Annotated in this window: 30 protein-coding genes and 1 pseudogene; 16 read left to right on the forward strand and 15 right to left on the reverse strand. The window is 31.4% G+C overall.

Annotated features, from left to right (window positions below; genetic code table 11):
- Positions 1–109: 109 nt before the first annotated feature.
- Positions 110–685: a bacteriohemerythrin gene (locus EBF09_RS00935; protein ID WP_121763271.1), complete on the reverse strand. Its 576-nt coding sequence runs from the start codon at positions 683–685 to the stop codon at positions 110–112.
- 74 nt (positions 686–759) lie between these two features.
- Positions 760–1,347 carry a bacteriohemerythrin gene (locus EBF09_RS00940; RefSeq protein ID WP_121763272.1) on the reverse strand — a complete coding sequence of 196 codons (588 nt, stop codon included), beginning with the start codon at positions 1,345–1,347 and terminating at the stop codon, positions 760–762.
- A 135-nt stretch (positions 1,348–1,482) separates the two neighbouring features.
- On the opposite strand from EBF09_RS00940, the gene EBF09_RS00945 reads away from it, so the two are divergent.
- Entirely contained in the window at positions 1,483–2,982 is a 1,500-nt protein-coding gene (locus EBF09_RS00945; RefSeq protein WP_121763273.1) for an MBOAT family O-acyltransferase, read from the forward strand.
- 9 nt (positions 2,983–2,991) lie between these two features.
- Positions 2,992–4,125, forward strand: a complete 1,134-nt coding sequence (locus EBF09_RS00950; RefSeq protein WP_121763274.1) for a hypothetical protein — start codon at positions 2,992–2,994, stop codon at positions 4,123–4,125.
- Positions 4,126–4,332: 207 nt separating this feature from the next.
- On the opposite strand, the gene EBF09_RS00955 is transcribed toward EBF09_RS00950, so the two are convergent.
- Complete coding sequence (locus EBF09_RS00955) at positions 4,333–4,632, reverse strand: DUF2325 domain-containing protein (protein ID WP_121763275.1); 300 nt, start codon at positions 4,630–4,632, stop codon at positions 4,333–4,335.
- 189 nt (positions 4,633–4,821) lie between these two features.
- Between EBF09_RS00955 and fur the strand changes: the two genes are divergently transcribed.
- Positions 4,822–5,277 (forward strand): ferric iron uptake transcriptional regulator, encoded by a 456-nt coding sequence (gene fur / locus EBF09_RS00960; protein ID WP_121763276.1) that lies wholly within the window; start codon positions 4,822–4,824, stop codon positions 5,275–5,277.
- 144 nt (positions 5,278–5,421) lie between these two features.
- Here fur and EBF09_RS00965 read toward each other — a convergent pair whose 3' ends face one another.
- On the reverse strand, positions 5,422–5,874 hold the full coding sequence (locus tag EBF09_RS00965; RefSeq protein ID WP_121763277.1) for a phosphoribosyltransferase: 453 nt from the start codon (positions 5,872–5,874) through the stop codon (positions 5,422–5,424).
- Between the two features lie 12 nt (positions 5,875–5,886).
- Positions 5,887–6,933 carry an aminofutalosine synthase MqnE gene (mqnE, locus tag EBF09_RS00970; protein WP_232817602.1) on the reverse strand — a complete coding sequence of 349 codons (1,047 nt, stop codon included), beginning with the start codon at positions 6,931–6,933 and terminating at the stop codon, positions 5,887–5,889.
- Between the two features lie 269 nt (positions 6,934–7,202).
- Here mqnE and EBF09_RS00975 point away from each other — a divergent pair, with 269 nt between their 5' ends.
- Both EBF09_RS00975 and EBF09_RS09425 read left to right on the forward strand, forming a co-directional pair.
- Positions 7,203–7,730 carry a PAS domain-containing protein gene (locus EBF09_RS00975; RefSeq protein WP_121763279.1) on the forward strand — a complete coding sequence of 176 codons (528 nt, stop codon included), beginning with the start codon at positions 7,203–7,205 and terminating at the stop codon, positions 7,728–7,730.
- Positions 7,727–9,103 (forward strand): methyl-accepting chemotaxis protein, encoded by a 1,377-nt coding sequence (locus tag EBF09_RS09425; RefSeq protein WP_121763280.1) that lies wholly within the window; start codon positions 7,727–7,729, stop codon positions 9,101–9,103. The genes EBF09_RS00975 and EBF09_RS09425 overlap by 4 nt, the downstream gene beginning before the upstream one ends.
- A gap of 27 nt (positions 9,104–9,130) precedes the next feature.
- On the opposite strand, the gene EBF09_RS00985 is transcribed toward EBF09_RS09425, so the two are convergent.
- Positions 9,131–10,657: an EF-hand domain-containing protein gene (locus EBF09_RS00985; protein WP_121763281.1), complete on the reverse strand. Its 1,527-nt coding sequence runs from the start codon at positions 10,655–10,657 to the stop codon at positions 9,131–9,133.
- A 244-nt stretch (positions 10,658–10,901) separates the two neighbouring features.
- On the opposite strand from EBF09_RS00985, the gene gdhA reads away from it, so the two are divergent.
- Positions 10,902–12,254, forward strand: a complete 1,353-nt coding sequence (gene gdhA / locus EBF09_RS00990) for an NADP-specific glutamate dehydrogenase (protein ID WP_121763282.1) — start codon at positions 10,902–10,904, stop codon at positions 12,252–12,254.
- Positions 12,255–12,391: 137 nt separating this feature from the next.
- Here the strand turns inward: gdhA and EBF09_RS00995 are convergent, their stop codons facing one another.
- Positions 12,392–12,649, reverse strand: coding sequence for a helix-turn-helix domain-containing protein (locus EBF09_RS00995; RefSeq protein ID WP_121763283.1), 258 nt, complete (start codon positions 12,647–12,649; stop codon positions 12,392–12,394).
- A 95-nt stretch (positions 12,650–12,744) separates the two neighbouring features.
- Here EBF09_RS00995 and EBF09_RS01000 point away from each other — a divergent pair, with 95 nt between their 5' ends.
- Both EBF09_RS01000 and EBF09_RS01005 read left to right on the forward strand, forming a co-directional pair.
- A complete protein-coding gene (locus EBF09_RS01000; RefSeq protein ID WP_121763284.1) occupies positions 12,745–13,089 on the forward strand; it encodes a hypothetical protein in 345 nt (114 codons plus the stop codon).
- Positions 13,089–13,346, forward strand: a complete 258-nt coding sequence (locus tag EBF09_RS01005) for a hypothetical protein (protein WP_121763285.1) — start codon at positions 13,089–13,091, stop codon at positions 13,344–13,346. Before EBF09_RS01000 ends, EBF09_RS01005 begins: the two co-directional genes overlap by 1 nt.
- Positions 13,347–13,590: 244 nt before the next feature.
- On the opposite strand, the gene EBF09_RS01010 is transcribed toward EBF09_RS01005, so the two are convergent.
- Positions 13,591–13,962, reverse strand: a complete 372-nt coding sequence (locus tag EBF09_RS01010) for a RidA family protein (RefSeq protein WP_121763286.1) — start codon at positions 13,960–13,962, stop codon at positions 13,591–13,593.
- Positions 13,963–14,034: 72 nt separating this feature from the next.
- Between EBF09_RS01010 and EBF09_RS01015 the strand changes: the two genes are divergently transcribed.
- The 8 genes from EBF09_RS01015 (at position 14,035) to EBF09_RS01050 (ending at position 19,443) form a co-directional block, all read left to right on the forward strand.
- The gene (locus EBF09_RS01015) at positions 14,035–14,391 is read left to right on the forward strand and encodes a hypothetical protein (protein ID WP_121763287.1); all 357 of its coding nucleotides are present in this window, start codon (positions 14,035–14,037) and stop codon (positions 14,389–14,391) included.
- Between the two features lie 9 nt (positions 14,392–14,400).
- Positions 14,401–14,622 carry a MoaD/ThiS family protein gene (locus tag EBF09_RS01020; protein ID WP_111228814.1) on the forward strand — a complete coding sequence of 74 codons (222 nt, stop codon included), beginning with the start codon at positions 14,401–14,403 and terminating at the stop codon, positions 14,620–14,622.
- A gap of 25 nt (positions 14,623–14,647) precedes the next feature.
- Positions 14,648–15,094: a molybdopterin synthase catalytic subunit gene (locus EBF09_RS01025; RefSeq protein ID WP_121763346.1), complete on the forward strand. Its 447-nt coding sequence runs from the start codon at positions 14,648–14,650 to the stop codon at positions 15,092–15,094.
- On the forward strand, positions 15,091–15,573 hold the full coding sequence (gene mobB / locus EBF09_RS01030; protein ID WP_121763288.1) for a molybdopterin-guanine dinucleotide biosynthesis protein B: 483 nt from the start codon (positions 15,091–15,093) through the stop codon (positions 15,571–15,573). The genes EBF09_RS01025 and mobB overlap by 4 nt, the downstream gene beginning before the upstream one ends.
- Before the next feature lie 2 nt (positions 15,574–15,575).
- On the forward strand, positions 15,576–16,106 hold the full coding sequence (gene mog / locus EBF09_RS01035) for a molybdopterin adenylyltransferase (RefSeq protein ID WP_121763289.1): 531 nt from the start codon (positions 15,576–15,578) through the stop codon (positions 16,104–16,106).
- A gap of 119 nt (positions 16,107–16,225) precedes the next feature.
- A complete protein-coding gene (locus EBF09_RS01040) occupies positions 16,226–17,809 on the forward strand; it encodes an inorganic phosphate transporter (RefSeq protein WP_121763290.1) in 1,584 nt (527 codons plus the stop codon).
- 32 nt (positions 17,810–17,841) lie between these two features.
- A complete protein-coding gene (locus tag EBF09_RS01045; RefSeq protein ID WP_198672507.1) occupies positions 17,842–18,312 on the forward strand; it encodes a hypothetical protein in 471 nt (156 codons plus the stop codon).
- A 105-nt stretch (positions 18,313–18,417) separates the two neighbouring features.
- Positions 18,418–19,443, forward strand: coding sequence for a lysozyme inhibitor LprI family protein (locus tag EBF09_RS01050; protein WP_121763347.1), 1,026 nt, complete (start codon positions 18,418–18,420; stop codon positions 19,441–19,443).
- A gap of 41 nt (positions 19,444–19,484) precedes the next feature.
- Here the strand turns inward: EBF09_RS01050 and EBF09_RS01055 are convergent, their stop codons facing one another.
- From EBF09_RS01055 to EBF09_RS01080, 7 genes and pseudogenes are all read right to left on the reverse strand, one after another.
- Positions 19,485–19,898, reverse strand: coding sequence for a hypothetical protein (locus EBF09_RS01055; RefSeq protein ID WP_121763291.1), 414 nt, complete (start codon positions 19,896–19,898; stop codon positions 19,485–19,487).
- 116 nt (positions 19,899–20,014) lie between these two features.
- Positions 20,015–20,167, reverse strand: a pseudogene (locus EBF09_RS09535) (DapH/DapD/GlmU-related protein); the annotation flags it as partial.
- 252 nt (positions 20,168–20,419) lie between these two features.
- Positions 20,420–20,566, reverse strand: coding sequence for a hypothetical protein (locus EBF09_RS09290; protein WP_232817603.1), 147 nt, complete (start codon positions 20,564–20,566; stop codon positions 20,420–20,422).
- Positions 20,567–20,576: 10 nt separating this feature from the next.
- Positions 20,577–20,981: a cyclophilin-like fold protein gene (locus tag EBF09_RS01065; protein WP_121763292.1), complete on the reverse strand. Its 405-nt coding sequence runs from the start codon at positions 20,979–20,981 to the stop codon at positions 20,577–20,579.
- Positions 20,981–21,367, reverse strand: coding sequence for a putative quinol monooxygenase (locus tag EBF09_RS01070; protein WP_121763293.1), 387 nt, complete (start codon positions 21,365–21,367; stop codon positions 20,981–20,983). The genes EBF09_RS01065 and EBF09_RS01070 overlap by 1 nt, the downstream gene beginning before the upstream one ends.
- Positions 21,367–22,497 carry an aldo/keto reductase gene (locus tag EBF09_RS01075; RefSeq protein ID WP_121763294.1) on the reverse strand — a complete coding sequence of 377 codons (1,131 nt, stop codon included), beginning with the start codon at positions 22,495–22,497 and terminating at the stop codon, positions 21,367–21,369. Before EBF09_RS01075 ends, EBF09_RS01070 begins: the two co-directional genes overlap by 1 nt.
- A gap of 132 nt (positions 22,498–22,629) precedes the next feature.
- Entirely contained in the window at positions 22,630–25,365 is a 2,736-nt protein-coding gene (locus EBF09_RS01080; RefSeq protein ID WP_121763295.1) for an AAA family ATPase, read from the reverse strand.
- Positions 25,366–25,373: the final 8 nt, after the last annotated feature.

The raw sequence follows: 25,373 nt of genomic DNA on the forward strand, positions 1-25,373 counted from the left end.
TTTGATATTGTAAAATTTCTTGATTGTCTAGCACTTTTTAACCTTATTTGCACAATTTAAAGGCAAAATTATAACTTTTTTCTAAAAATAGTCAATAAAGAAGAGAAAATTACTCTCCTAGAGGCTTTATAGGTTCTTTGCAAACCTTACAATTAAAATTTGCCCCTTCATTTTGGATTCTATTATGAACTTTTAGAGGAACTTGATGCACTTTATTAGGACAAGCACATACATACTTGAATTTTTGCTCTTCTTGAACCTCTTCAAAAGAAACTTCTGGAGTTACTATCTGACAAGTATTGCGACGAAACTTTTCAATTTGCATATCTTCTTTTAAAATATGTTCCAAAAGCCACTTTTTAGCAATTACTGCTAATTTTTCTTTTAAATCATTGATATTTTTAATCTGCATAACTGCTGAAGTCATATCTTTGATAATTTCTTTATGCTTTTCTCTATGCTTTTCTAAATTTGGATAAAAAATAGATTCCATATAGGCTTCTTCATCTTTGAAATGCTCTTGCGTATAAGTCAATAATTCTCTTAAAATTACAATAATTTCTTCTTTTGTAACCTGTTTATTTGTAAGTGCATACGCCTTACCTGCTATTTCAAATAATTTCTTGTGCTGCTCATCAATTGCATCATTATGCACACTAAGCTCTTTAGTCCAAACTGGCAACATATAAAACCCCCAAACTAATTTAAACTCCCTATTCTACAATATTTACCCTTAATTCTTGTTATAATAGTAAAATTTTATCTTTTAAGATATATAATCTCTTGTTTGCATTGCTTGCAGCGGAACTTAGCCCCATTTAAAATCTTTTGATGCACATCATAAGGGACATCATGAATCTTATTAGGACAAGAACAAAAATAATGGTATTCTTTTGTATGCATTTCATTTTCTACAACCTTAGAAAAATGATCCCCGCTCTCTGGCATACTTGCTATTAGCAAACTTCGCCTATAACGCTCATATTTCATATCCTCTTTTAAAATATGCTCTAAAAGCCAATTTTTAGCTATAACTTGCAATTTTTCTTTCATTTCATTTAAGGTTTTAATATCTTTGATTAAGGAAATCATAGTTTTTGTGATTTCTGTGTGAATCCTTTTGTGTTGCTCTAAATCTGGATAATCAATAGCTTGCATATAAATTTCTTCATCTCTGAAATGCTCTTTAATGTATTCAAAAAATTCCATTAAAATTTCTTTCATTTCATTAGGTGTGATTTGTTTATGTGCCATATTATAGGCTCTAGTTGCCATATCAAAAAGCTTTTGATGTTGCTTGTCTATTCTGGCATTATGAACGCTATATGAATCGCTCCATTGTATCATTTGCTATCCCAAACCTTAAGCTTTATTCTTAACTTCTAACAATAACACAAAAGAAATAAAACTTCACTAAAAAGAAATTTGGGTGAGAATTTTATGCTATAATTTGGCTCTTTATTTTTAATCATAGGCGGTTTTATGCTTTTTAGCTCTCTTGAATTTGTCTTTATATTTTTACCCTTGGTTTTAGCGGGATTTTATTTTTTAAAATCCTTACACTACTACACAAGTGCAAAAATATTTTTAATTATAGCAAGTTTATTTTTCTATGCATATTTTAAAGTAGAATATATTTTTATTCTAGCACTTTCAATTTTAGTTAATTTTATTCTTGCTAATTTAATTCTTAAAAACAGAGGGGGGGGGGGCAACTCTCTTCTAGTTTTAGGGCTTGTATTTAACCTAGCACTTCTTGGATTTTTTAAATACACTGATTTTTTCCTAGAAAATTTTAATCTTTTTTCTAAAATTTTAAATTTAGATTTTAATATTCCACTCCCCCATATTTTACTCCCGCTTGGTATTTCTTTTTTCACTTTCCAACAAATCGCATTTTTAGTAGATTGCTACCAAAAAAGCAATGTAGAAGAGCTAGATAAAAATCACAAAATAGATTTTATTGATTATTGCCTTTTTATTAGTTTTTTCCCTCAACTCATCGCAGGACCCATCGTCCATCATAAAGAGATGATGCCACAATTCCATTCTCTTTTAAGCAAAAGTCAAGCTCTAGTAAATTGGGAGCTTATGGCAAAGGGACTTTTTATCTTTTCCATAGGTTTATTTAAAAAAATCTATATTGCAGATACTCTAGCACAATGGGCAAATGCAGGTTTTAGCATAACGCAAAATGGAGGCTTTTTAAATATCTTTGAATCTTGGGTTACAAGTTTAGCTTATACCTTTCAGCTTTATTTTGATTTTAGTGGGTATTGTGATATGGCAATAGGCTTGGGGCTTTTCTTTGGAATTGTTTTACCTATTAACTTTAACTCTCCTTATAAATCTTTAAACATTGCAGAATTTTGGAGAAAATGGCACATTACTCTAGGGAGATTCTTAAAAGATTATCTTTATATCCCACTTGGAGGAAATAGAGTTTCAAAACTCTTAAATTTACGCAACCTTTTTATTGTGGCTTTTTTAAGCGGAATCTGGCATGGAGCTGGCTGGGGATTTGTAATCTGGGGGAGCTTACATGCACTTGGTATGGTAAGCCATAGGATTTATAGCTTCTGGGTGGATGGCAAAGCTTTTATAAATACCAAAATTTACAAGCTTTTTGCTTGGTTTTTAACTTTTAATTTTATTAATATTTCTTGGATTTTCTTTAGAAGCGAAAATCTAATAGGTGCAATCAATCTTTTAAAAGGAATGTTTGGAATTGTATGGGTGGAATTGCCTACTAAATGGTATCAAGCTCCACATGCCCTAGCTACAATCAAAGGCAATGATAAAACTATAATTTTTCTAGTCATTTCTTTTATTCTTTGTCTTTGCTTTAAAAACAGCATTATTTTATGTCAAAACTTTAAGACAAATTATAAATACGCCCTTGCTACAATGATTTTGCTTTACATTGCAATTTTTACACTTTTTTCTACTCCTTATGTAGAATTTATCTATTTTAACTTTTAGGAATTTGCTATGAATATTTACAAAAAGTGGATTTTATATGTTTTATTTCTTCCTTTACCTTTAGTAATAACACTTTTGGCTTTGCTTTATGTTTATGATCCTTATCAACTTTTTCACAAGCCTTATTTTAGAGAAAAAGCCTTTTTTGACAACAAAAGAATTCAAAATAGAGGCATAATCAAAAACCAAAGTTTTGATTCAATTATTATAGGTGCTTCTATATTAGAGAATACATCTATTTTGGAAGCTAACCATAAATTGGGAGGAACTTGGATTAATCTCTCTCTACCTTCCGCAACTTTAAGCGAAAGAAACTTGTTTTTAAACTATGCTTTTAGATACAAAAAAATAAAAAATATTATTTATTCTATTGATAGTTTTGCAATGGTTAATCCAGAATTTCAACCAATAGATACAACATCATATAACTTTTTATACAATAGTAATTTTTTAGATGATTTTCGCCCCTATTTTTCGAGAAGATTTATTATGTGTGCCCTAACTTTTTCAAACGAAAAAAAATGTATAGGAGAACATAAAAATCTCAACTATGAACCAGCTTGGTTTAACCCTAACAGATTTGGAGGTTTTTATAATTGGATAATAGATACAAAAACTAGTCCAAATGATAAAAACACTTTATTTAACGCAATAACTAGTCCCATAAAGTTTCAATCTCCTAAAACCAACAACATTCAAACACAAACAAATCTTATTAATATCTTTCTTGTAGACTTGATAAAAAAGAATCCTCAGATTAATTTTTATCTTGTTATTCCAACTTATCCAAGAATACACTATAAAATTTCAGTTTCAGATGTTTATCCCAACCAAGATGGTTCTTTATTTTACAAATATAGCACCATTTTAAAATGGCTAATTACAGAAATGCAAAAATACCCCAATGTAAAAATCTATGGATTTGACACTTTAAATTATGCTGATAACCTAAAAAATTATTCAGATTCTGTACATTATGATAAAAGCATGAACTCCATGCAACTTGATGCAATTAAAAATGGTACTCATATTCTAACGCCACAAAATATGGATGAATATTTCAAAATCATGGAAGAAAAAATTAGAAATTATGATTTAAAGCCCTTAATAGAACAAATTAAAAAAGCTAGTAAAGAAACTTAAATACCCCTAAAGCTATTTTTTAGATATTACAAAGGCTTTACCGCACTATATGGCTTACTTACTGCATCATCACAAGAAAAACTTGTCCGCTGTGGTAATCCATTGGTTTTCTATAAGTTTCTACAACTTCTTAGGATAATAGATAGTATATGTGGATATTTATTTAACTTACAAGCAAAACTGTGTTTTTTGCTTGTGATGTTAATTTTACTTGCATTCACACTCTTTGCAAAACATCTTGCTAAATTCACAATAAAGACAACTTGCACTTCTTTTGGTGCAAATAATTGGTATCTCTTTTTTCTTTGCTTCGTTTCTAAATTTTCTCATAGTATTGTGATTTAAAAAGTTTGTAAGCATCACCAAACAAGAAGTATTTTGCGGAATATCCTTGTGATTTACACTCTCTCTCCTACCATCCCAATGAGTAATTTTACTACAACCTAAATTTTTAAGCACCGCTCTAATGGGAGTAATTTCATCTCCTCCTATCACTAAAACTGACATTGTTATCTCCTTATTTTAAAGATTTCACTCGTTTTTGTATTAAAATGATAATCAATATCAACTTAATATAAAATAAAAATAATTATCATTTTACTTTTGATTTGTTTTTTATTTTTTGCTAAAATAAGAACAAATAATTGCCAAAAAGCAAGCAATTTCTAATAACCCATAAAGTAAGGAAATATTAAAATGAAAAAATACAAAGAGTCCTTTAAAACAATTTTAGATAGATTGCATCTCTCTATTAAGAAAAATAATCTCAAAAATTCAAAACAAAGAGAATATGTTTTAAAAGCTATTTATGAAGATGGGGGGCATTTAAGTCCTGAAGATATTTTTGCCATTATCAAAAAAACTTGCAAAAATGCAAGCGTTTCTTCTATCTATCGCATTCTTTCCTTTTTAGAAAAAGAAGGATTTGTAAATTCTATTGAAGTGGATAAAAGTGGTAAGCGTTATGAAATTGCTAGTGGGTTACATCATGATCATATTATTTGCGTGGAATGTGGTAAAATTGAAGAATTTTGTAATGAAGAAATTGAAAACTTGCAAATTGAAGTAGCAACTAACCATAAAACAAAACTTGTAGGGCATGATATGCTTTTATATGTAGTGTGTGAGAAATGCTTAAAATCCCAAAAATAACCCAAAATCATTACAATGGATTAAAAATCTAATTGAAATAAACAATCCATACAACTAATCCCCTATTCATTACTATATTTTAAAAATCTAAGGACATCCCCCTCCCCTTAGATTTATACTTTTAAATACCTTTTCTTAAAAATCTTATTTTTCTTTAATATCTTTTAAAATATCTACTTCCCAAAAAAATTCAATCCAATCTTTTGCCTCTCTAATATAATAATCAGGCTTAATACTTGCAGAACTTTTATGGAATAAAGTGGCTGTTTTAAAATCTGCATTTGCATGAATCTCTTTTAAGATTCTCAAAACTTTCTCCATACTCACACCACTATCAATAATCTCATCTACCACTAAAATACGCTGTGCTCCATGAATTTCTGGGATATTTGAAATCTGAATTTGTTGTTGCACTTTATTAAAAAATGATACCGCACTAATGCTATAAACCTTGCGTATATCTAAAGCAATACTCAAAAAATGAGCCATTGTAAGCCCACCACGAGAAATCGCTACAATAGCATCTGGATTAAAATCAAGCTTGCTTAATAGCTCTTTTATATCTTCCCTAAACATTTCATAGCTATAATATTGCATAACTTCTCCTTATTAATAAATTTGTATTTCATTATAAAGACTATCTCGCTCTACTGGGATAAATCCCGCATCTTTAATTTGCGAGATAATCTCCTCTTTTAAGATACCCTTAGCACTTTTGCTTCCACTTGCACTTTGGATTGCCTCTTTTTGAATAGTTCCATCAATATCATCTGCACCAAACTCTTGCGCAACAAGTGCTAAATTAATCCCCAAAGTTGCCCAATAAGCCTTAATATGAGGAATATTATCTAAAATAATTCTAGAAATTGCTATAGTTTTTAAAATCTCTTGCCCGCTTGGAAATTTCTCCACTTTTAAAAAATTATTTTCTTTTTGATATACTAAAGGGATAAAAGCATTAAATCCGCCACTTTTTTCTTGTTGCTTTTGCAAACGCAAAAGATGATCGATTCTATGTTCCCTACTCTCTACATGCCCAAAAAGCATTGTCGCATTGGACTTTTTTCCCAAAGTATGCCAATACCCATGAATATCTAGCCAAGTTTTAGAATCCACTTTTCCTTTGCAAATATAGTCCCTAATTTTTTCATCAAAAATCTCTGCACCTCCTCCTGGCATTGAATCCACTCCATTTTCTGCCATAAGCTCTAGCACTTCTTGATAGCTTTTGTTAGCTACTTTGGAGATATAATTCACCTCTGCAGCCGTAAGAGCTTTTAGATGAATTTGTGGAAATTTTGCTTTAAGCGTGCTAAAGAGTTCTAAATACCATTTTAAATCCAGCTTTGGATTATGCGCTCCTACTATATGAAGCTCTAATGCCCCTATTTCAATAGCTTTTTGTGCTTCTTTAAAAATTTCTTCTTGAGTTAGCGTATAGGGATTTTTATTTTTTCTATGTGCGGAAAATCCACAAAACTTACAAATATCCGCACATTCATTTGTGGGATTAATATGACGATTGGAGTTAAAAAAAACCTTTCTGCCAAATTTTTGTTGCCTGATTTTATCTGCCATTTTTCCCAATGTAAAAATATCAAGCTTATACAACTCTAACGCATTATTAAAGTCTAAAAATTCATTACTATTAGCCATATTCATTCCTAAAAAATCATTTACTTCTTAAAATACTGATTATACAATAGGTTTTCTTTAAATAACAAAATGTTTTTTTATATATTTTATAAGGTTTTTATTTATTTTTCTTTAAAATTTCATCATTTTTTAAATATATCTTATCTTACTATGTTTATTAAAAATAGTAGATAAAGTTATATTTAATATGATTAAACTTAATTATAAGGATATTTACCTTATTATTTAGTGTAAATATTAATTCATCTTAATAATAAAGGCATATTTTTATGGACAATCATTCTATTAAAGAGATTTTTTTAGAAGACAATACTCTCATTACTTCCAAAACAGATCTTAAAGGCAGAATCACTTATGGCAACCAAGACTTTATCAAATACGGAGAATACAGCGAAAAAGAGTTTTTAAACAAACCTCACAATCTAATCCGCCATCCCAAAATGCCAAAGGCTGCTTTTAAGCTACTTTGGGAAACTTTACACCAGAAAAAGGAATTTTTTGCTTTTGTTTGCAATCTCTCCAAACACAATCACTGCTATTGGGTATTTGCCAACATTACTCCCTCTTTTGATGAGCTAGGAAATGTAATTGGTTACTATTCTGTGAGAAGACGCCCCAGCAAAGAGGGCGTAGCCACTATGCAAGATTTTTATCAAAAATTACTTGATATTGAAAAAAGCTCTAATATGGACAAATCCTTTGAATTTGCATTAGACTTTTTAAAAACTAACCAACTAAATTGGGATTCTTTTATGATTGATTTACAAAATAAAGGCAAAGAAGGAGGATACCGATGAAATCTTGGCATTTTATCCTATGTAGCATTATTTTTATGACACTTTGTCTGATTTTGGATTTTAGTTTTAATAGCTTTCTTATGAATGTAACCACACTGCTTTTAAGCATTCTTTGTTTGCTATTTGCTTTTATAAAAATCAAAAGTAGAGAGGATTTTGTACAACAAATTATAGAAGTTGCTAAAAATTATGAAGCAGGTAAATTTGAACCAAGAATCTTAAATCTCAGCAAAGATAAAGACTTACTAACTATGGCAAACAGCCTCAATACAACTGCTGATAATATTGAAGCTTTTATGCGTGAAATCTCTAGTGCTATTCGCTCTTCTCAAGAGGGAAAGTATTATCGTCTTGCATTTCCACAAGGCTTAAAAGGTGCTTTTTACCAAAATATCCTAAGTATCAATCAAGCACTCATAAAAATTGAAGAAAACGCAAAAGATAATCTCTCTAATGCTCTTGCTAAAACTTTAATGAATATGAATCTAGAGAGTCAAAATACAAATCTCACCTCAATTTCTTCTGATTTAGATAACAATCTTGAATATATGGGGATTGTGAATGAGAGTGTAGAGAAAATTGCAAACGAAGCAAAAAAATCACAAAATGATATCAACCATATCACAAACACAACAGAAACTCTTATGGAAATCATTCAAGAAAATAGCTCCATTATGGAAAGTTTCATACAAAAATCACAGGATATTGTTGCAGTTGTTGGGATTATTGGCGATATTGCAGACCAAACCAATCTTTTAGCTCTAAATGCTAGCATTGAAGCAGCACGCGCAGGAGAAGCTGGGAGAGGTTTTGCAGTAGTTGCTGATGAAGTGAGAAAACTTGCAGAAAAAACACATAAAGCGACAAATGATATCAATATCGTCGTGCAAACTATGCAACAAGAAATTTCCAACATTCAAGAAGGTTTTGATAATATTGTAAGCTCTACAAATACAACCCATCAAAATATTATTGCTTTTAATGATGTATTTAACCAAATGGAGCAGACAACTCTTCATTTAAAAGAAATTTTTACAAAACTTTCCTCAAGATTAAGCCTCAATGGAACAAAACTAGAACATATTTTATATAAATCTAATCTCTATTTAAGCTATAATCTTAAAAAAGAAACTTGCGATTTTGCTTCTCTTAGCCCTATCTCTAAACATATCTCTTCAGATAACGGAAGATTAGCACTTTCACAAAGCACCCTAAGTGAGCTTAAAAAACTTGAAGTTGCTTTACAGAAAAATACAAATAAAGCACTAGAGATTTTAAAATTCCCTCTTACGCAAGAAAATCTAGGAATCATTATTGAAGATTTTAGGGAAATTGAAAATTCATCAAAAGTTGTTATGGATTTATTGCATTAAGGACATAAGGAAAATCCCTTATGCTCCTTATGCACTCAAAAGTTTATCAATGAGTGCGTTATTTAACGATTTAAAAGGAGTATCTCCTAAATTTTCAAAAGCAAGTTGATTAAGACTTAAATAACTTTTTTCATCAAATTTTTCTAGTGGCTCTTTGGTGCCTGCTAGAATATTACCAAAAGATTCTTCTAATCTCTTCCAAATGTTAGAAAATTCAGAACTTACACCATTGCTTGCTTGCATTAAAGAACTAAGAGAAAAATTAAAGCTACTAGTTTGAGAACTGCTGAAGCTAAAATCTCCATTATTAATCTCTAGGCTACTACTCCAAGTAGAACTAAAATTAAAACTAATGCTTAAATTTTGAATATAAGCTTTTGTTGCAAACGCATTTAAAGAATCTCCTAAAATTTCTTCCATTTTATTGTGGTTGGTTGCATTTTCTTCCTTGCCCGCTACCAAATCTATATGATGAATATCACCCACTCTACCATCATCAAACAAAATATCAGCACTCTTTTGTTTAATTCCTAGTAAATCGCCATTTTCACCCCTCATCATTTCTTGATTTTCTTTAGCATCTAAATAAATTACCCCTATTCCTTTTTCTCCAAGCCCTACTAGCTCTCCTTCTCCATTTTCATTAGGGGACCAGATTCTTAGCTTATCATAAATAGGATCCTCTTTATCAATCTTACCATCTTTATTGCTATCATATGCACTTAAATCTTTAAATCCATCGCCACTTTGTGTGCCAAAAAGCTCATTTCCATCATTGATTTTTCCATCACCATTCTTATCAAGTGCTAAAAATCCTGAACCTTTTTTCAAAGTAGAGATTTGATCTTTTTTACCATCACTATCTAAATCAAAACTCATCTTAGTATCGCTAAGCTCTGTCCCATTCCCCTCATAATCAATCACTAAAGGATCAATCACATTAGAACCACTACCCGTGCCACTTCCTGTGCTTCCCCCTATACTACCCCCTCCATTAATTTGAATGTTTTGGATAAAACTTTGTGAAAGACTAATATTTAAATCAAGCTCTTTTTTTACTCCATCGCTCCCTATAATTGTCCCTTTAATAGACAATTCTAATGATTGATGAAAACCTTGTGTGATACTTATGCCACTTTGCGCGCCACCTATTTGAATAGGCTTAGAGCTTGAAAGCTTTCCACTCAAAATAAGCTCCATATAATCTTGCACATTCAAGCTTCCAGAACTCCCTGAACTTACACTGCTATTAATGCCTTTATGAGAGTTTTGTATCTCTTCCCAAACTTTTAAAATCTCATCTTTAATCTCTGCAATTTTTGAAAGAGCTGAAGAAACAATTTCCTTTTGTAAATCTCCTAAACCGCTAAATATCGGCTTACTTGAAGAAACAATTGAAGAAGTTTTATCTTCTTCTTTTTCTTCTAGCGTAGTAGGCACATCATTTTTTGGAACACTATTTGCTTTATCTTTTGTAATCTCTTCTCCAAGAGCACTCCAATGCGTGGTGGTATATGAGGCTTGTAGAGAAGAGAAGTTCATACTTGTCTGCATGACTTTCTCCTTTTTGTAATAAATTTACCCTCACAATATCGGTTCTTTTTAAAAAAACTAAACATTTTTATAGAAAAAATTTATAAAAAACATTTTAAAATTCGCAAAAACCCAATTTATGGGGGACTATTTTTAATATCTTTATTAAAACTTAAAAAAAATATTTAGTTATATAAGCTAATATTAAATAAAGTTTTAATAAAATTCCACCTCATAAATAAATTCTTAAAAAAGGAGACAAACAATGTCCTATGCTAATAGCGTTATACAAAAAATCCAAACCATTTATCCTGATCAAATAGAATTTCATCAAGCTGTAAAAGAAGTTTTACACTCTATTGAACCTGCATTAAAAAAAGATTCTCGCTATGAGAAATTTAAAGTATTAGATAGAATTGTAATTCCAGAGCGACAAATCAATTTTCGTGTAACTTGGGAGGATGACAAAGGAGAGATCCAAGTAAATCGTGGTTATAGAATCGAATTTAGCTCACTTCTTGGACCTTATAAAGGTGGTTTGCGTTTTCACCCAAGCGTGTGTGAAGGAACAATTAAATTTTTAGGTTTTGAGCAAATCTTCAAAAACGCTCTTACAGGACTTGCAATGGGTGGAGGAAAAGGTGGAAGTGATTTTGACCCAAAAGGCAAAAGTGATAGAGAAGTTATGCGTTTTTGTCAAGCTTTTATGAATGAGCTTTACCGCCATATTGGCGCACATACTGATGTTCCTGCTGGAGATATTGGTGTAGGCGGACGCGAGATTGGCTATCTTTTTGGACAATACAAAAAACTCACAAATCGCTATGAGGGTGTGCTAACGGGCAAATCTCTACTTTGGGGAGGTAGCCTTGTAAGAACTGAAGCTACTGGCTATGGAAGTGTATATTTTGCTCAAGAAATGCTAGAACATAGTGATTTTGATGGGTTAGAGGGCAAAATTTGTCTAGTTTCTGGAAGTGGAAATGTGGCTATTTACACTGTTGAAAAATTACAGCAATTAGGTGCTAAACCTGTAACTATTAGCGATTCTAAAGGATTTATTTATGATGAGAGTGGAATTGATTTAGCCCTCCTAAAAGAAATTAAAGAAATAAAACGCGAAAGCTTAGAATCCTATGCTAAAGCTAAAAAAAGTGCTAAATGGATAAGTATAAAAGACTATCCAAAAGATCATAATCCACTATGGGCAATCCCAGCTTATGCAGCTTTCCCAAGTGCTACCCAAAATGAACTCAATGCAAAAGATGCAGAGAATCTCCTTAAAAATGGTTGCAAATGCGTAAGCGAGGGTGCTAATATGCCTTCAACCATTGAAGCAGTGCATAAATTCTTAGATGCAAAAATCTGCTATGGGCCTGGTAAAGCAGCTAATGCAGGTGGAGTTGCTACAAGCGGTTTAGAGATGAGCCAAAATGCCTCTATGACTTCATGGACTTTTGAAGAAGTGGATAAAAAGCTTCACAATATTATGCGACATATCTATGCAAGTGCTTCACAAACTGCAAAAGAATTCGGCGAACCTACAAATCTAGTTTTAGGGGCAAATATTGCAGGATTTAGAAAAGTCGCTGATGCGATGATTGAGCAAGGACTATAAAATCCATATTCTTTGCAAAGTTTCCTTTATCATCGCAAAACCCACCCTTATTTTTATCATTGCAAGGAGCGTTAGCTCCGAAGCAATCTCAGTCACCTTGTCACTATAAGATAGATTTATCCACCCTAGTAATCCATTTATAAATCTTTAAAAAGAGAATATAAAGAAATATTAAGCGCCTTAGAGATTTTATAAATATGTTCTAAAATAAAATGCTTTTCATAGCGATTATTTTCACAATTTGAATAAAAAGCTACTGATTTAATGCCTATTTCTAGTGCTAAATCAAGCTGTGAGATACCCTTTTCTTCTCTTAGCTTTCTTATTTTACTAGATAATTTTTGATGAAATTTATCAATTTCTTCTTGTGTGCAATTACTAAAATCTTCTTTCATTATTTATTCTATAGGATAAGTTTTGTTTAATTTTATATGCTAAAATTCTTATATCATTATCCTATAGGATAAATTTTAATTTACAAAGGAGAAAAATGAAAAAGAAAATTATTAAAGGTGGCAGAAAAAGAATCTTTGATACTAAAAACACTAAAAAAGTAAAGACAAAAATAATACAAGATGACAAAATATCTATTGTTGCTATCAATTATATAGGTATTGGAGGAATGCTTAACTCTAAAATTAGAAATGACAACAAAATCCCCCTTATACAAAGAGTGCAAGGTTACAATAATATTAGGATTAACTCTCTAGCAAAATATGAAAAAGAAATTTATCATTTTCTTACAGAAGACACTAAAGAAAACTTAATGGAAATTTCAAGCAATGGGGAAGTTAAGTTTAGCTATCAAGAAAATCTTTTATTAAAGGAGATATAATGAAAAAGATTTTGTTTTTATCGATAGTTTTGGCAAGTTTTGGGTTTGGGAATAATTGTTATCGCGAAGAAGAAGAGTATGAAAAAGCAATGCAAGAATATGAGAGAGCATTAGAGTGGGAAGCTTATTATGCTAATCACCCGTCTGTTATCCCTCATGATTCGGCAAGCGAATATTCAAAAGCTATGCAGACCAAAAGAAAGCTAGAGAGGTGTTACAGAAAAGAAGAACTCGAGTTGATAAAACGATATCGCTAAAAGCATATATTTTGTTATTGCCAGGCTTTCCTCCTCTGTCATTGCGAGGAGGCGTAAGCCGACGAAGCATACAAGCGAAGCGTTATCCACGAGCGTAGTGAAGTGCAAATCTAAAAAGAGCAACCCTTAAAGGCTCTTTTTAGACTGCCACAGAAGACAAGTCCGCTTCGCAATGACACAATGGGTTACCCTTAAAAAGCATTACCAAAGAAGCTTTGCTTCTAAAGTATTTTAAAGGCTTACACTAAACCTTTGCAATGCATTCAATTTCCACCAAAGCATTTTTAGGTAGAGTTTTAACTGCTAGAGTGCTTCTTGCTGGTTTATGTGAGCCAAAGAACTCTGCATAAATTTCATTTACAAGGTTAAAATCCTCTATATTGCTTAAAAAAATCGTAGTTTTAATCACTTTATCTAAACTACTCCCACCTGCTTTTAAAACCTCACTTAGATTATTTAAAACCTGTCTTGTTTGTGCTTCTATACCTTCTTGCAACTCTCCATTAGCATTAAGCCCAATTTGTCCTGAAGTATAAATCATACCATCTACTTTAATTGCTTGAGAATAAGGACCAATTGCTTTAGGTGCTTGTGAGCTAAAAATTATTTCCAACATCATTTTTCCTTTACTTTATTTTTTAAATAGTATAAAATTATAGCTAAATTTTCATCTTAACTAAGGATTAAAATGTTACACAAAACAAGTAAAATTGCCCTTATGGCTCTTATTTCTTTATCTTTTAGTGCAAATATATTTGCAGATACTTTTGTGCAGGTAGCTCCCAAAAAGAAGCCTATGCCTATCTCTCCGCTCACACCTTTTGATAAAGCTTTGCAAAAAGAAATTGCAAAATATCCAAAAGATACTGCTTTTTATATTGATGGAAGAACAGGGAAAATTATTTCTGCTACAAAACCTCCCAAAATAAAATCCCAACCACCCAAAATTCACCCAAAACCAAATACACCCGCTCCAAAATCCCCAAAAGCTCCTAAGTCTATTCCTTATGAAATGCAAGAAGAAAGAATTGAGCTTTTACAATAGGGATATATGATGATTAAAGTTGAACTTTTAGGACCTCTTGGTAACCAAAGCTTAGAGTGTGAAATTTACTCATTAGAAGAATTAGGCAAATATCTTCAAGCCTTACCCAACATCAAAGACTATTTAAAAGATTGTGCAATTGCTATCAATGATGAACTTGTGCAAGATAAAAATATTGTTTTAAAAGATGGAGATAAAGTCTCTCTTTTGCCTCCTGTTTGTGGTGGATGAGAATTAAAGGAAGTTTATTTTGGAAATCACTACAAATTTAGAAATCTATCAAGGCGGATTAGATACTCAAAAAATTTATCAAGAATGGATTAATTTTGGTGCAAATAACAATTTTGGAGCAAATAGCTTTTTTGTAGGTTTAGTGCGTGAAGAAAATGGAATAAGCGGACTTAGCTTTGATATTTATGAACCTCTTTTAATCTCATGGTTTAAAAATTGGAGCAAGAAAGCACTAGAAAAAGAAGTCTATCTTAAAATGGCGCATTCTCTAGGCAATGTCAAAAACCATCAAAGCTCCTATATGGCAGGAATTTTTAGCTCCCAAAGAAGAGTGAATTTAGAAATTTTTGAAGATTTTATAGAAGATTTTAAGCATCACGCTCCTATTTGGAAATACGATTTAAAAGATGGAAAAAGAATCTATGCAAGAGAGAGAAGCCATAAGCTCCCATTTAGTGGAATTTTAGCATGAGAATAGTTGCATTTACTGGAAATTCAAATAGTGGTAAAACCACTCTTATAGAAAAGCTTTCTCTACTTTTAAGCCCTCATAAAAAGGTAAGCATCATAAAACACGACCCTAAAGATAAAGCCATTTTTGATACCCCCAAAAAAGATTCGGATAGATTTTATAAAAGTGGAGCAAATGTAGCAATCTATGGAACAAAAAAAAGTGCTATCCATTTACAACATAGCCCAAACTTAGAAGAAATTATAAATTTTCTTAGTCCTTGTGATTATCTTTTTATAGAAGGGTTAAAAGAATTGCCCTACCCTAGAATCTGTGTGGCAAGAGGAGAGATTGATACAAGATTTTACCCTTATATTCTAGCACTAGCCATTACTAAAGACACTCCCACTTTAGAAATCCCAAAACATCTTAAAATATTAGATTTAGATAACACTAAAGAAATTTTAGATTGGATTAATACAAATATAAAGGATATTTAACTATGAAAAAAGCAAAAATTGGAATTTTAACCCTATCAGATCGTGCAAGTGCTGGAATTTATGAAGATATTTCAGGAAAAGCCATTATAGAAACCCTAAAAGAATACCTTATCTCTCCATGGGAGAGTGTTTATAGGGTAATTAGTGATGATCAAAAAGAAATTGAAACAAATTTAAAAGAATTAGCCGATATTGAACAATGCGATCTTATTGTAACCACTGGAGGGACAGGTCCTGCTCCAAGAGATGTAACTCCAGAAGCCACAGAAGCAGTTTGCACAAAAATGCTTCCAGGATTTGGTGAGCTTATGCGACAAACAAGCCTAAAATATGTTCCAACTGCAATTCTCTCAAGACAAAGCGCAGGAATCTACAATAAAACTTTAATCATTAACCTACCCGGAAAGCCAAAATCTATCCGCGAATGTTTAGATGCGGTATTTCCTGCTGTCCCTTATTGCCTAGATTTAATAGGTGCTACTTATTTACAAACCGATGAAAAAGTCATCAAAGCATTCCGTCCAAAGAGCTAGAGATTTTATTTCCTCTTCTTCTAGCAACCTTTAAATTTCAAACATTTCACACTAAAATCACAAAAGATTAGGATAAATTTATTTTATTTAGTATAGAATAATTCTTAAAAGGAGAATTTATGCATCTAAAAGACTATTTAAACTACGACAAAGCCTCTAATCTTCTTTATAAAGAAGTGCATAAAATTGGCGTTATTATGCTTTTTATTTTGGTGATTATAGCCATGGTTATGTGGAATTCTAGTGAGATTTCTAATCCACTTTTATTAGGCTTTACAGCAATTATTGGTGGATATATGGCACTAAATATCGGTGCTAATGATGTAGCAAACAATGTAGGTCCTGCTGTAGGCTCTAAAGCTCTAACTATGTTAGGAGCGATTATCATAGCTGCAACTTGCGAGATAGCTGGGGCACTCATCGCAGGGGGCGAAGTAGTAGATACAGTGCGTTCTGGCATCATCTCCATGCAGAGTATAAAAAACATTGAAGATTTTGTAACCCTTATGCTTGCAGCACTTATTTCTGGAGCAATTTGGTTGCATTTTGCCACCTTAATTGGAGCTCCTGTTTCCACAACCCACTCTATTGTTGGGGGGATTTTAGGAGCTGGAATTGCTGCAGGTGGCTTTGGTGTAGTAAATTGGGGGGAGCTAGGAAGCATTGTAGCAAGCTGGATTATCTCTCCACTTGCAGGTGGAATTATTGCAGCACTTTTGCTCTTTTTTATCAAAAATACCATTACTTACAAACAAAACAAAAAAGAAGCCGCAAAAAAGATAGTGCCTTATCTCATTGCTTTTATGAGCTTTGCTTTTAGCCTTTATCTCATCAACAAAGGGCTTAAAAAAATCCTCTCTTTAGAGCCTATTTATGCGCTTAGTCTTAGTGTAATCATTGCAATTTTGGTTTTTATTTTCGTGCGTCCTCTTATCCAAAAAGCCCTTAGCAGTATGGAAAACAAAAAAGAAGAGATTAATAAGCTTTTTACTATCCCTCTAATCTTTGCTGCTGCACTACTTAGCTTTGCACATGGTGCTAATGATGTGGCAAACGCTATTGGCCCCTTAGCTGCTATCAATGATGCGCTCAAAGAAGGGGTTGAGGTAGGCTCTAAGGCTAGTGTGCCCTTTTGGATTATGCTCCTTGGAGGACTTGGGATTTCCATAGGACTTGCACTCTATGGGCCAAAACTCATTAGAACCGTAGGAAGCGAGATTACAGAACTTGATCAAATCCGTGCTTTTTGTATTGCTATGAGTGCTGCACTAACTGTGCTCATAGCTTCTGAACTTGGGATGCCTGTTAGCTCCACACACATTGCTGTGGGTGCTGTATTTGGGGTTGGGTTTTTACGCGAATATCTTAAAAAACGCTATCAAGAAATGGAGATTAAAATTCTAGATTCCTACAAAGGCAAAGACACACAAAGCCTAAAAGAATTTTTAGAACGCTTTAGAAGATCCTCTGTGAAGAAAAAAGCAGCCATTCTAAAAAGCATTGAACGCAAAAAACTCCAAAAACAAGAAGGATTGCCCGAACTTAAAAAAAGCGGACAAAAACAGCTGAAAAAAGTCTATCAAGAAGAACTTGTAAAAAGATCTGCGATTAACAAAATCTTAGCAGCTTGGCTTATTACAGTGCCTGTTTCTGCGATACTTGCTGGAATTTGCTATTATATTTTAGATGCTCTAGGATTATAATTCATTCTTCTTAAATGCTTTTTGGAGGGGGTATGCAAAAGATTTTAATAGTTTTAGGGATTTGTATCACTTTAAGCATTAGTGCTAATGCAAAAACTAACAATAAGACTAACTCCACTCATGCAACCCATTTAAACAAATGGCTTGGGACTTATAGATTACAAAAAAATCTTTATATGGGGAGCTTTACAATCCAAAAGTGTGATAAATTTAATGTTTGTGAAGCCAGATATGAGGCTATCCTAAATAAAAGTGAATTTAATGATATGCACGAATGCGATATAACTTTGAAATTACAGATAAAATCTCCACAAGAAGCTATAGCTTTAAATGATGATAAGGATTTTGCAAATTGTAAAATTTATATTAGGAAAAATCAACAAGGTATTGTATTTATAAGAGATGAGAAAGTATTTAATTCACCCGATTATTTTTGCAGTACAATGTGTGGCAACCAAACGATATTTGAGTGGGGAGATATCTATAAAAAGGAAGTGCAATAGAATCTTGCAATATAAGTTTATCTATTTCAAATCTTGTAGTGCAGGGACTAATCCAGATTGGACTATGGAGTTTATAAAGGAGCAATAATGAAGATTAAAATTTCCATGCAAAAGTTTTTAATAGCCTTAGGGATTTGTGTTACTTTAAGTATTAGTATTAATGCACAATCCCCAAAAGAAGCTAAACCTAGCTTTGATTGTAGCAAAGCAACTACAAAAGTAGAAAAGATAATATGTAATGATGAAGGTGGGCAGTTAAAAAATTTAGATCGCTATATGAGTGAAGTCTATACGCAATTAAGAAAAGAGTTAAAAATCTCTAAGTTTCCTGATAAAGAAAAAAGATTAAAAGATCTTTTAGATTCACAAAGAGCTTTTATTAAAAACTTAAATGAAGTTGATTCTATAAAACATTCTTATGAAGAACGCATCACACATTTGCTTAAACTTCTAGGAGAAGTGCTAGATTCTAATAATAAAGAATTATGTGAATATGCAAGAAGATATGAGAGCGATGAGAATAAATGGCAAGAAGTTCCCCCTTCCATCAATCCTCCTTTTAGTATAGGTTTTTGTGCTTTTGGAGCAAATAATCAATATGGTGTTTTTTATCATTATTGCACAGAAAAAAGAGAGATTATAAAAGAAGCAATGGCAAAAGCTATCAAAGAAAAAGATCCCTATATCAGTTTCCCTAGAGTCTATAAAAGAAAAATTGATATTAATAATGATGGAGTGTTAGATTATGTAATTCTTTCAGCAGGGGAATATTTTGATGCACTTTGGATATATAAAAATGGTAAGCTAGATGCAAAAGCAAGTGGTAAAATCTATGGAGATGATTTACATTTTAGTGGAGCAAAAACTAAAGAAGGAGTTTGCATGGTAAATGAGACGCCTTGCATGGCACTTACTACATATGCCCTGCCAAGCAATAAAGTTTCAGGAATACTAATAGATTCTGAGTTTCCTACATTAAGCTATTTAACTTATGATGTTATGGAGTTTCAAGGAAAAAATTATATTACCCTTTATAATCGCAGATTTAATTTTGATGAGAATTCTACTTATCCAAGAACACGCATTTATCTTCTAGAAGGTAATAAAAGAGAGTTAAAATGCACTTATTAAATACATTTTAACTCCAAGCCAAGTTTACTAGAGTTGCGAAATTATTGCACCCCTAGTTGTTTGTAAATTTTTCCTATCCTTTGGTTATCAATTTTTTCTCTTTGCATTCTTTCTTCTTCTTTATTTAAGCGTTTTTTCTCCTCTAATTTTACAATTTGAGCTAAAATTGCATTGACTCTTGCTTCATCTCTTGTGCTTTTAGCCTCTTGTAAATCAACTTTTAATGCTCTTATATTATAATCCAGCTTTCTATCGTTTTGGCGATATTTTTCATTGGATTTATGCTCTTGCTCTTTTAATTCATAATCTATCTTTAGAGCTTCCCTTTTTTGTGCAAAACTTGCCCTCTCAAAAACCTCTAAATTAATTCCTTTAATCTCTTCCTTTGGCAACAAATGTGGAGGAAGTGCAAACAAAATTCCTGAAAATCCTAAAACCAATAACGCCTTTTTCATCTTTATTCCTTTTCTTATATAGATTAAAATATTTAATTATACAATGAAAATATTTTTCCATAAATTAATTTTATATTTATTTTTTCTTATTTTTATTCTTTTGCTTACCCCTCTATCTCTCTTATCACTCTAGCAGGATTTCCACCTACGATTACATTGCTGGGCACATCTTTAGTTACCACCGCACCCGCTGCGATTATGGAGTTATCCCCTATGCTGACACCAGGGCAAATCGTAGCGTTTATCCCTATCCACACGCGATTGCCGATATTTATAGGCTTACAAAAGGTAGTTGTGCGATTATAGGGATTGATGTCGTGATTGATCGTCGTTAGGCACACCTTAGGCGCGATATACACATCATCGCCTATATTTATCCCTCCCCTATCCATAAAGGTGCAAGAGGAGTTGATAAACACATTTTTACCAAAGTTAATATTCCGCCCAAAGTCTGTATAAAAAGGCGGAAGTAGCCAAAGGCTAGAATCTACCTGCTTTCCCATAAGCTCGCTTAGGATTTCTCACACCTCTTTTTCATCATGATAGCCACTATTTAGTTTTGCCACGCAAATTTGTGCGTGTTTTATTAAAGGTAAAAGTTCATTTTCAAATTCTTCACCTTTATTTTCCACGCCAAGCCCTGCTAAATCCCGCTCCAATAAACTCATTTTTTACATTTTAATCCTTTATAATTTTTACCTTAAAATCATCTTTTTGTGTTTTTAAAACTTCTAAATCCCCTTGCACTTTTCCTAAAAATACCAAATCATCGCTCGCGTTTTGAAGTTCATAAAAGATTCCTATATTTCCCCATGGCACATAGCAGAATAAATCCCCAATTTGTGGCTTATAGGCACTGCTTCCTTTTACCTTTAGCGCTTTTGGCAAATGTGCGATTTTTTCTTTTCTTGCAAAATCGCTAAATTCTAACTCCATTGGAAGAGAGTTATAAAACTCTCTTGAAGCTTCATTGTCTTCTAAATTTACAAGCAATTCTTGATTATCAAAAAGTAATTTTATCCTCATCTCTTCTCCTAATAAAAAAGTAAAGCAACATAACAAAACACCAAAAATCTTCAACATTAAAACTTCTTATCTAAACACATATTAGGGCTTATTGCGTCCATTGGGATAAATTTTAAACTCTTTATCATATGCAGTGTGCCTTGTTTGTATTTTTGAAAATGCTTGCTTGCTATGTGTTTTTTATAGCTTTCTTCATCTTTGTAAGATTCTATAATGCTAAATTTACAAGGATTATCCTTATGGGCGAGTGCATACAGCACCAAAACACCTTCTTCTTCCCTTACGCTTATTTCGCTTTCTTCTTTTAAAATCTTTTTATATTCTTCTAAATACTTGCAGTCAATCTCAATTTCAGAAATCTTAACATTCATAAAACCTTGTATAAATTCTTGCGCACTCACTCCTAAAACCCCTAAAAATAAAATAGCTAGAATTTTTTTCATCATAGCCCCACACTTCTTGCTGCATCAGAATTTGGCGGGTATCGCTCACCAAAGACAGGCATAGCTTTTAGTGCTTTATCAATCGCTTCTAACTCATCACGCTCAAAGCCAATTTCTAATGCACCTAGATTCTCTTCTAAATGTGCTATTTTTGTCGTCTCTGGAATTGGCATAATAAAAGGCTTTTGTGCGAGTAGCCAAGCAAGTGAAATTTGTGCGGTGGTGGCGCTCTTGCCATTTATAATTTTGCTTTTTGCAATTTCTCTCACATAGTTTAGAATTTTTTGATTTTCTCTCAAAGCGTCCTTTTGAAAGCGTGGAAAAGCTGCTCTCATATCAAGCGTTTTGTGAAAAGTGGTGTTTTCATCCATAAGTCCACCTAAAAATCCTCGCTCTAGTGGAGAATAGGCAGTAAAGCCGATGCCAAGTTTCTCGCAAGTAGCTAAGTTTTTGTTATCTTCAACCTCTCTAAACATCATAGAATAATGATTTTGCACCGAAGTTACAGGATAAATTTTATGTGCTCTTTCTATGGTTTTAGCACTTGGCTCACTTAGTCCATAGTAGCGGATTTTCCCCATTTTTACTAGCTCACTCATAGTGTTCGCTACTTCTTCTATGGGTGTATCAGGATCTACTCTATGTTGCGTATAAAGATCAATAAAATCAGTATTTAAGCATTTTAAGCTTCCATCAACCGCCCTTAAAATTGCTTTTTTACTAGAATCTTGGTGTTGTTTAGAAAATGGATAGTAAAGTCCAAATTTCGTGCCAATAATCACTTTATCGCGGTAAGGTTTTAACGCTTTGCCAAGCAAAATTTCATTAGTATGTGGTCCATAAATTTCAGCTGTGTCAAAATAAGTTACTCCAAGCTCTATGGCTTTATGAATGAGCTTTATCATTTCTTTTTCATCGTGAGCGGGTCCATGCCCATGACTCATACCCATACAGCCTAAGCCCAAAGCACTTACCTTTAAGTCCTTACCTAAGATTCTGCTAGGAAGCGTTTTTGCCTCATTTTCTTTTACTACTCTATCATGCTTACTTTCTTTTGCAAACAATGCCCCACTGCTAAGTGCGATCGCCCCTACCACAGAGGCTTTTAAAAACTCTCTTCTTGAATCCATTTTTGCTCCTTAAATTTTTAGCAAAATTATAAAGCATTAGAGTAGCTATCAGTCAAGAGCAAAATGAAAAAATTTAATAAAAATTTTAGATTCTAATTATTTTCAGATTCTAAAAACAAAAAATCATAAAAGCTAACATCTAGCATAAGTCAAGTGAGATTTAATGTTGTTTTTAAACAAATAAAAATCCCTATTCAAGCCCTTTATTTTTAAAGATTTTAATATTTTATTTTCAGTTTCTGCAGACCAATATATCTTTAATTCTTTTTTAGCTCTGGTAATTGCTGTATAAAAAATATTATGTGTAATTTGTTCTTCAATTTCATTAGCTACAATAATAGAAACTTTATCATATTCTAAGCCTTGTGCTTTATGTATAGAAATAGCGTATGCTACTTGGAAAGGAACAATATTGTTATTATCATCTTCTTCATCTGAATTTAATCTAGCAACACTAAATTTAATTTCAGTACTCTTATCATCTTTGGCTATTACTTTAAAATTGTTATTTATACTTTGTATTATCTTGTCAATCTTAATAGTGAAATTTATAGTTTTTTCATCCTCTTCGATATTAGTGATAACTCCTTTAAGATTATTATGAAATTCTTCTCCAAACCTTGATGAATTTTCGTTAAACAAAATTGGATCATCAACCTTATAGGATAATCCATTAAAATAAAATGATTTATGAGGATTATTTTCTTGTAAGAATTTATTTATATTATTTACTCCATATATGCCACCATAATTCAAACATAAAATAATTTCATCATTTACACTTCGTGAAAAATTAAAATTTTGAATATTTTCAGAACTATTATTTTTTTCAATAGCCTCAAGCATACTTTCATCAAGTATTCTAACTTTTTCCCATAGTAATTGCAATTTCTCACTTTTTGTTCTATAAATATGTTTTAACTCCAATTGAATATCTGAAAAAAAATTTTGAGCAAATAAAAACCAATTTCCAAACCTGATAGATTCAATTTGATATACATCACCTACACAAATTAAAATTTCACACTGTAACTTTATATCATCTAAAACACTAAAAATATCTTTATTACTAATAGTGCTGCACTCATCGATAAATACAATATCAAATTTTTTCGAAATATTATTTTTATTTGCTATATATGAAGCAACAGTATAAAAAGATGAATTTTGAATATCAAGTCTTTGTCTTAAATTATTAACAGCCGTATTTGTATTGGCTAAATATAATTTATTCTTATCATGGAAAAAACTAGATATATGCTCTATTAATGTTGTTTTTCCAGTTCCAGCTGCTCCATATATTAATGCTAATTTCGAGTTACAAAATAAATTACTTAGATAATTTTTCTTTTCTTCACAATCTAATTTATTATTTTTTTTCAACCATTCGTTTATATTTTCTTTGTAATTATCAAGACCACTTTTTTTAAAGTATTTTAATAAATGAATTATTTTGATTATAGTATCTTGATATTCATTTATAAATAAATATTTATCATGCAACACTTTTATTGATCTTTTTTTCTTCTGTTTATAATATAATGCTCCATTATATTTTTTTATCAGCACTTGAATATTATCTTCTTTAAAATCTTCCAAGTCAGTATATAAAAGACCATTTATTTCTGAGTTATTTTGAATTTTTCTAGCTAATAGTTCATGCTCTCTACCATTTGGACTAATGCATTCAAATAAAACATTTAATTTTGGAATATGCCCTGCTGGACTAGAGCAAAATGGCATGTCATCAAATGGAATACTTTCATATTTTAAAAATAAATTTGATAGATTTGGATTATGTTGATAGCTATTTTTCTTTTTAGGGATTTGTTTTTTGATAATTTGATTATTCATTGTATATAATATATAACTAAGAATATTTGCCCCAGATTTATTTTGTAAAATTATCTCTCTTGATATATCCAAGCAATCAAATAAATGCTTCATTTTATCATCTTTGCTAAAATTATTTTTTATTTTGATGTATTCTTTATTTTTTAATTTTATAATATCAAACAAATTAAGCTCTTCCCTTGTGAGAAACTGCATAAAATCTTCATAATTACGATTCCTCACAAATTGTTTATATTGCTTTTTGAATATTAAACAAAAATTAGCAAACTCGCAAGGACGAATATCTATATTCCACCGAGTAATTAAAATAATAGGCATTTGCAAATTTAGCAGTTTTATATTTGTGTAATACAAAGTTAATTTTGTAGAATAATTGCTTGGAATGTAATATTTTGAAAAAGCAATTAATTTATCGAATTTACTTACATTATCCCTTGCAATAGTAAAAGTTATTTCATAATATATCTCTTCATTAATTATAAATGGTTTGACTTTTTGAATATAAAATTTATCTGTTTTGGTATCACTAAATACACTTGTTTGTTTAATTTTATCAACAACGCACTCATAGTATTGAAAACTTAATGTATCAAGATTTATTGGAAAGTCTTGCAAATTATTTAATATTTGAATATCTAAAAATTTTTTACAAAAATTCCTAGTTTGAAATAAGTAGAATAAATATTTAAGCATTAATCTTTCAGCAATTTCTTCATTAGGTGTATAATGAGATACCGAAATTTGAAGTAAATGATGAAAATTTTTTATATCTTTATATTTTCTTTTATCTCCAATATATTTTAAACTTGATTGTAAGTTTTCATAAATATTATCTAGTCGCTGATTTGTATCAGTATTATAAACATATAAAGCTATATGTTCTAATAAATTTCTTAACTCATTTAAAATATTCTGAGATAAAAAACCTCTATCTTCTTTATTCCTATCAATATTTTTATTGATGTTGCAATCAATATCTAAAATTTGTTTCAATGCCCTATTTTGTGGAAACATTATTTCTC

The sequence above is a fragment of the Helicobacter burdigaliensis genome (assembly GCF_003670295.1).
GTDB lineage: Bacteria > Campylobacterota > Campylobacteria > Campylobacterales > Helicobacteraceae > Helicobacter_D > Helicobacter_D burdigaliensis.

Excerpts from the sequence above, each read along its gene's own strand:
- EBF09_RS00935 (WP_121763271.1), bottom strand. The coding sequence starts at position 685 with ATGTTGCCAGTTTGGACTAAAGAGCTTAGTGTGCATAATGATGCAATT.
- EBF09_RS00940 (WP_121763272.1), bottom strand. The coding sequence starts at position 1,347 with ATGATACAATGGAGCGATTCATATAGCGTTCATAATGCCAGAATAGAC.
- EBF09_RS00945 (WP_121763273.1), top strand. The coding sequence starts at position 1,483 with ATGCTTTTTAGCTCTCTTGAATTTGTCTTTATATTTTTACCCTTGGTT.
- EBF09_RS00950 (WP_121763274.1), top strand. The coding sequence starts at position 2,992 with ATGAATATTTACAAAAAGTGGATTTTATATGTTTTATTTCTTCCTTTA.
- EBF09_RS00955 (WP_121763275.1), bottom strand. The coding sequence starts at position 4,632 with ATGTCAGTTTTAGTGATAGGAGGAGATGAAATTACTCCCATTAGAGCG.
- fur (WP_121763276.1), top strand. The coding sequence starts at position 4,822 with ATGAAAAAATACAAAGAGTCCTTTAAAACAATTTTAGATAGATTGCAT.
- EBF09_RS00965 (WP_121763277.1), bottom strand. The coding sequence starts at position 5,874 with ATGCAATATTATAGCTATGAAATGTTTAGGGAAGATATAAAAGAGCTA.
- mqnE (WP_232817602.1), bottom strand. The coding sequence starts at position 6,933 with ATGGCTAATAGTAATGAATTTTTAGACTTTAATAATGCGTTAGAGTTG.
- EBF09_RS00975 (WP_121763279.1), top strand. The coding sequence starts at position 7,203 with ATGGACAATCATTCTATTAAAGAGATTTTTTTAGAAGACAATACTCTC.
- EBF09_RS09425 (WP_121763280.1), top strand. The coding sequence starts at position 7,727 with ATGAAATCTTGGCATTTTATCCTATGTAGCATTATTTTTATGACACTT.
- EBF09_RS00985 (WP_121763281.1), bottom strand. The coding sequence starts at position 10,657 with ATGCAGACAAGTATGAACTTCTCTTCTCTACAAGCCTCATATACCACC.
- gdhA (WP_121763282.1), top strand. The coding sequence starts at position 10,902 with ATGTCCTATGCTAATAGCGTTATACAAAAAATCCAAACCATTTATCCT.
- EBF09_RS00995 (WP_121763283.1), bottom strand. The coding sequence starts at position 12,649 with ATGAAAGAAGATTTTAGTAATTGCACACAAGAAGAAATTGATAAATTT.
- EBF09_RS01000 (WP_121763284.1), top strand. The coding sequence starts at position 12,745 with ATGAAAAAGAAAATTATTAAAGGTGGCAGAAAAAGAATCTTTGATACT.
- EBF09_RS01005 (WP_121763285.1), top strand. The coding sequence starts at position 13,089 with ATGAAAAAGATTTTGTTTTTATCGATAGTTTTGGCAAGTTTTGGGTTT.
- EBF09_RS01010 (WP_121763286.1), bottom strand. The coding sequence starts at position 13,962 with ATGTTGGAAATAATTTTTAGCTCACAAGCACCTAAAGCAATTGGTCCT.
- EBF09_RS01015 (WP_121763287.1), top strand. The coding sequence starts at position 14,035 with ATGTTACACAAAACAAGTAAAATTGCCCTTATGGCTCTTATTTCTTTA.
- EBF09_RS01020 (WP_111228814.1), top strand. The coding sequence starts at position 14,401 with ATGATTAAAGTTGAACTTTTAGGACCTCTTGGTAACCAAAGCTTAGAG.
- mobB (WP_121763288.1), top strand. The coding sequence starts at position 15,091 with ATGAGAATAGTTGCATTTACTGGAAATTCAAATAGTGGTAAAACCACT.
- mog (WP_121763289.1), top strand. The coding sequence starts at position 15,576 with ATGAAAAAAGCAAAAATTGGAATTTTAACCCTATCAGATCGTGCAAGT.
- EBF09_RS01040 (WP_121763290.1), top strand. The coding sequence starts at position 16,226 with ATGCATCTAAAAGACTATTTAAACTACGACAAAGCCTCTAATCTTCTT.
- EBF09_RS01045 (WP_198672507.1), top strand. The coding sequence starts at position 17,842 with ATGCAAAAGATTTTAATAGTTTTAGGGATTTGTATCACTTTAAGCATT.
- EBF09_RS01050 (WP_121763347.1), top strand. The coding sequence starts at position 18,418 with ATGCAAAAGTTTTTAATAGCCTTAGGGATTTGTGTTACTTTAAGTATT.
- EBF09_RS01055 (WP_121763291.1), bottom strand. The coding sequence starts at position 19,898 with ATGAAAAAGGCGTTATTGGTTTTAGGATTTTCAGGAATTTTGTTTGCA.
- EBF09_RS09290 (WP_232817603.1), bottom strand. The coding sequence starts at position 20,566 with ATGAGTTTATTGGAGCGGGATTTAGCAGGGCTTGGCGTGGAAAATAAA.
- EBF09_RS01065 (WP_121763292.1), bottom strand. The coding sequence starts at position 20,981 with ATGTTGAAGATTTTTGGTGTTTTGTTATGTTGCTTTACTTTTTTATTA.
- EBF09_RS01070 (WP_121763293.1), bottom strand. The coding sequence starts at position 21,367 with ATGAAAAAAATTCTAGCTATTTTATTTTTAGGGGTTTTAGGAGTGAGT.
- EBF09_RS01075 (WP_121763294.1), bottom strand. The coding sequence starts at position 22,497 with ATGGATTCAAGAAGAGAGTTTTTAAAAGCCTCTGTGGTAGGGGCGATC.
- EBF09_RS01080 (WP_121763295.1), bottom strand. The coding sequence starts at position 25,365 with ATGTTTCCACAAAATAGGGCATTGAAACAAATTTTAGATATTGATTGC.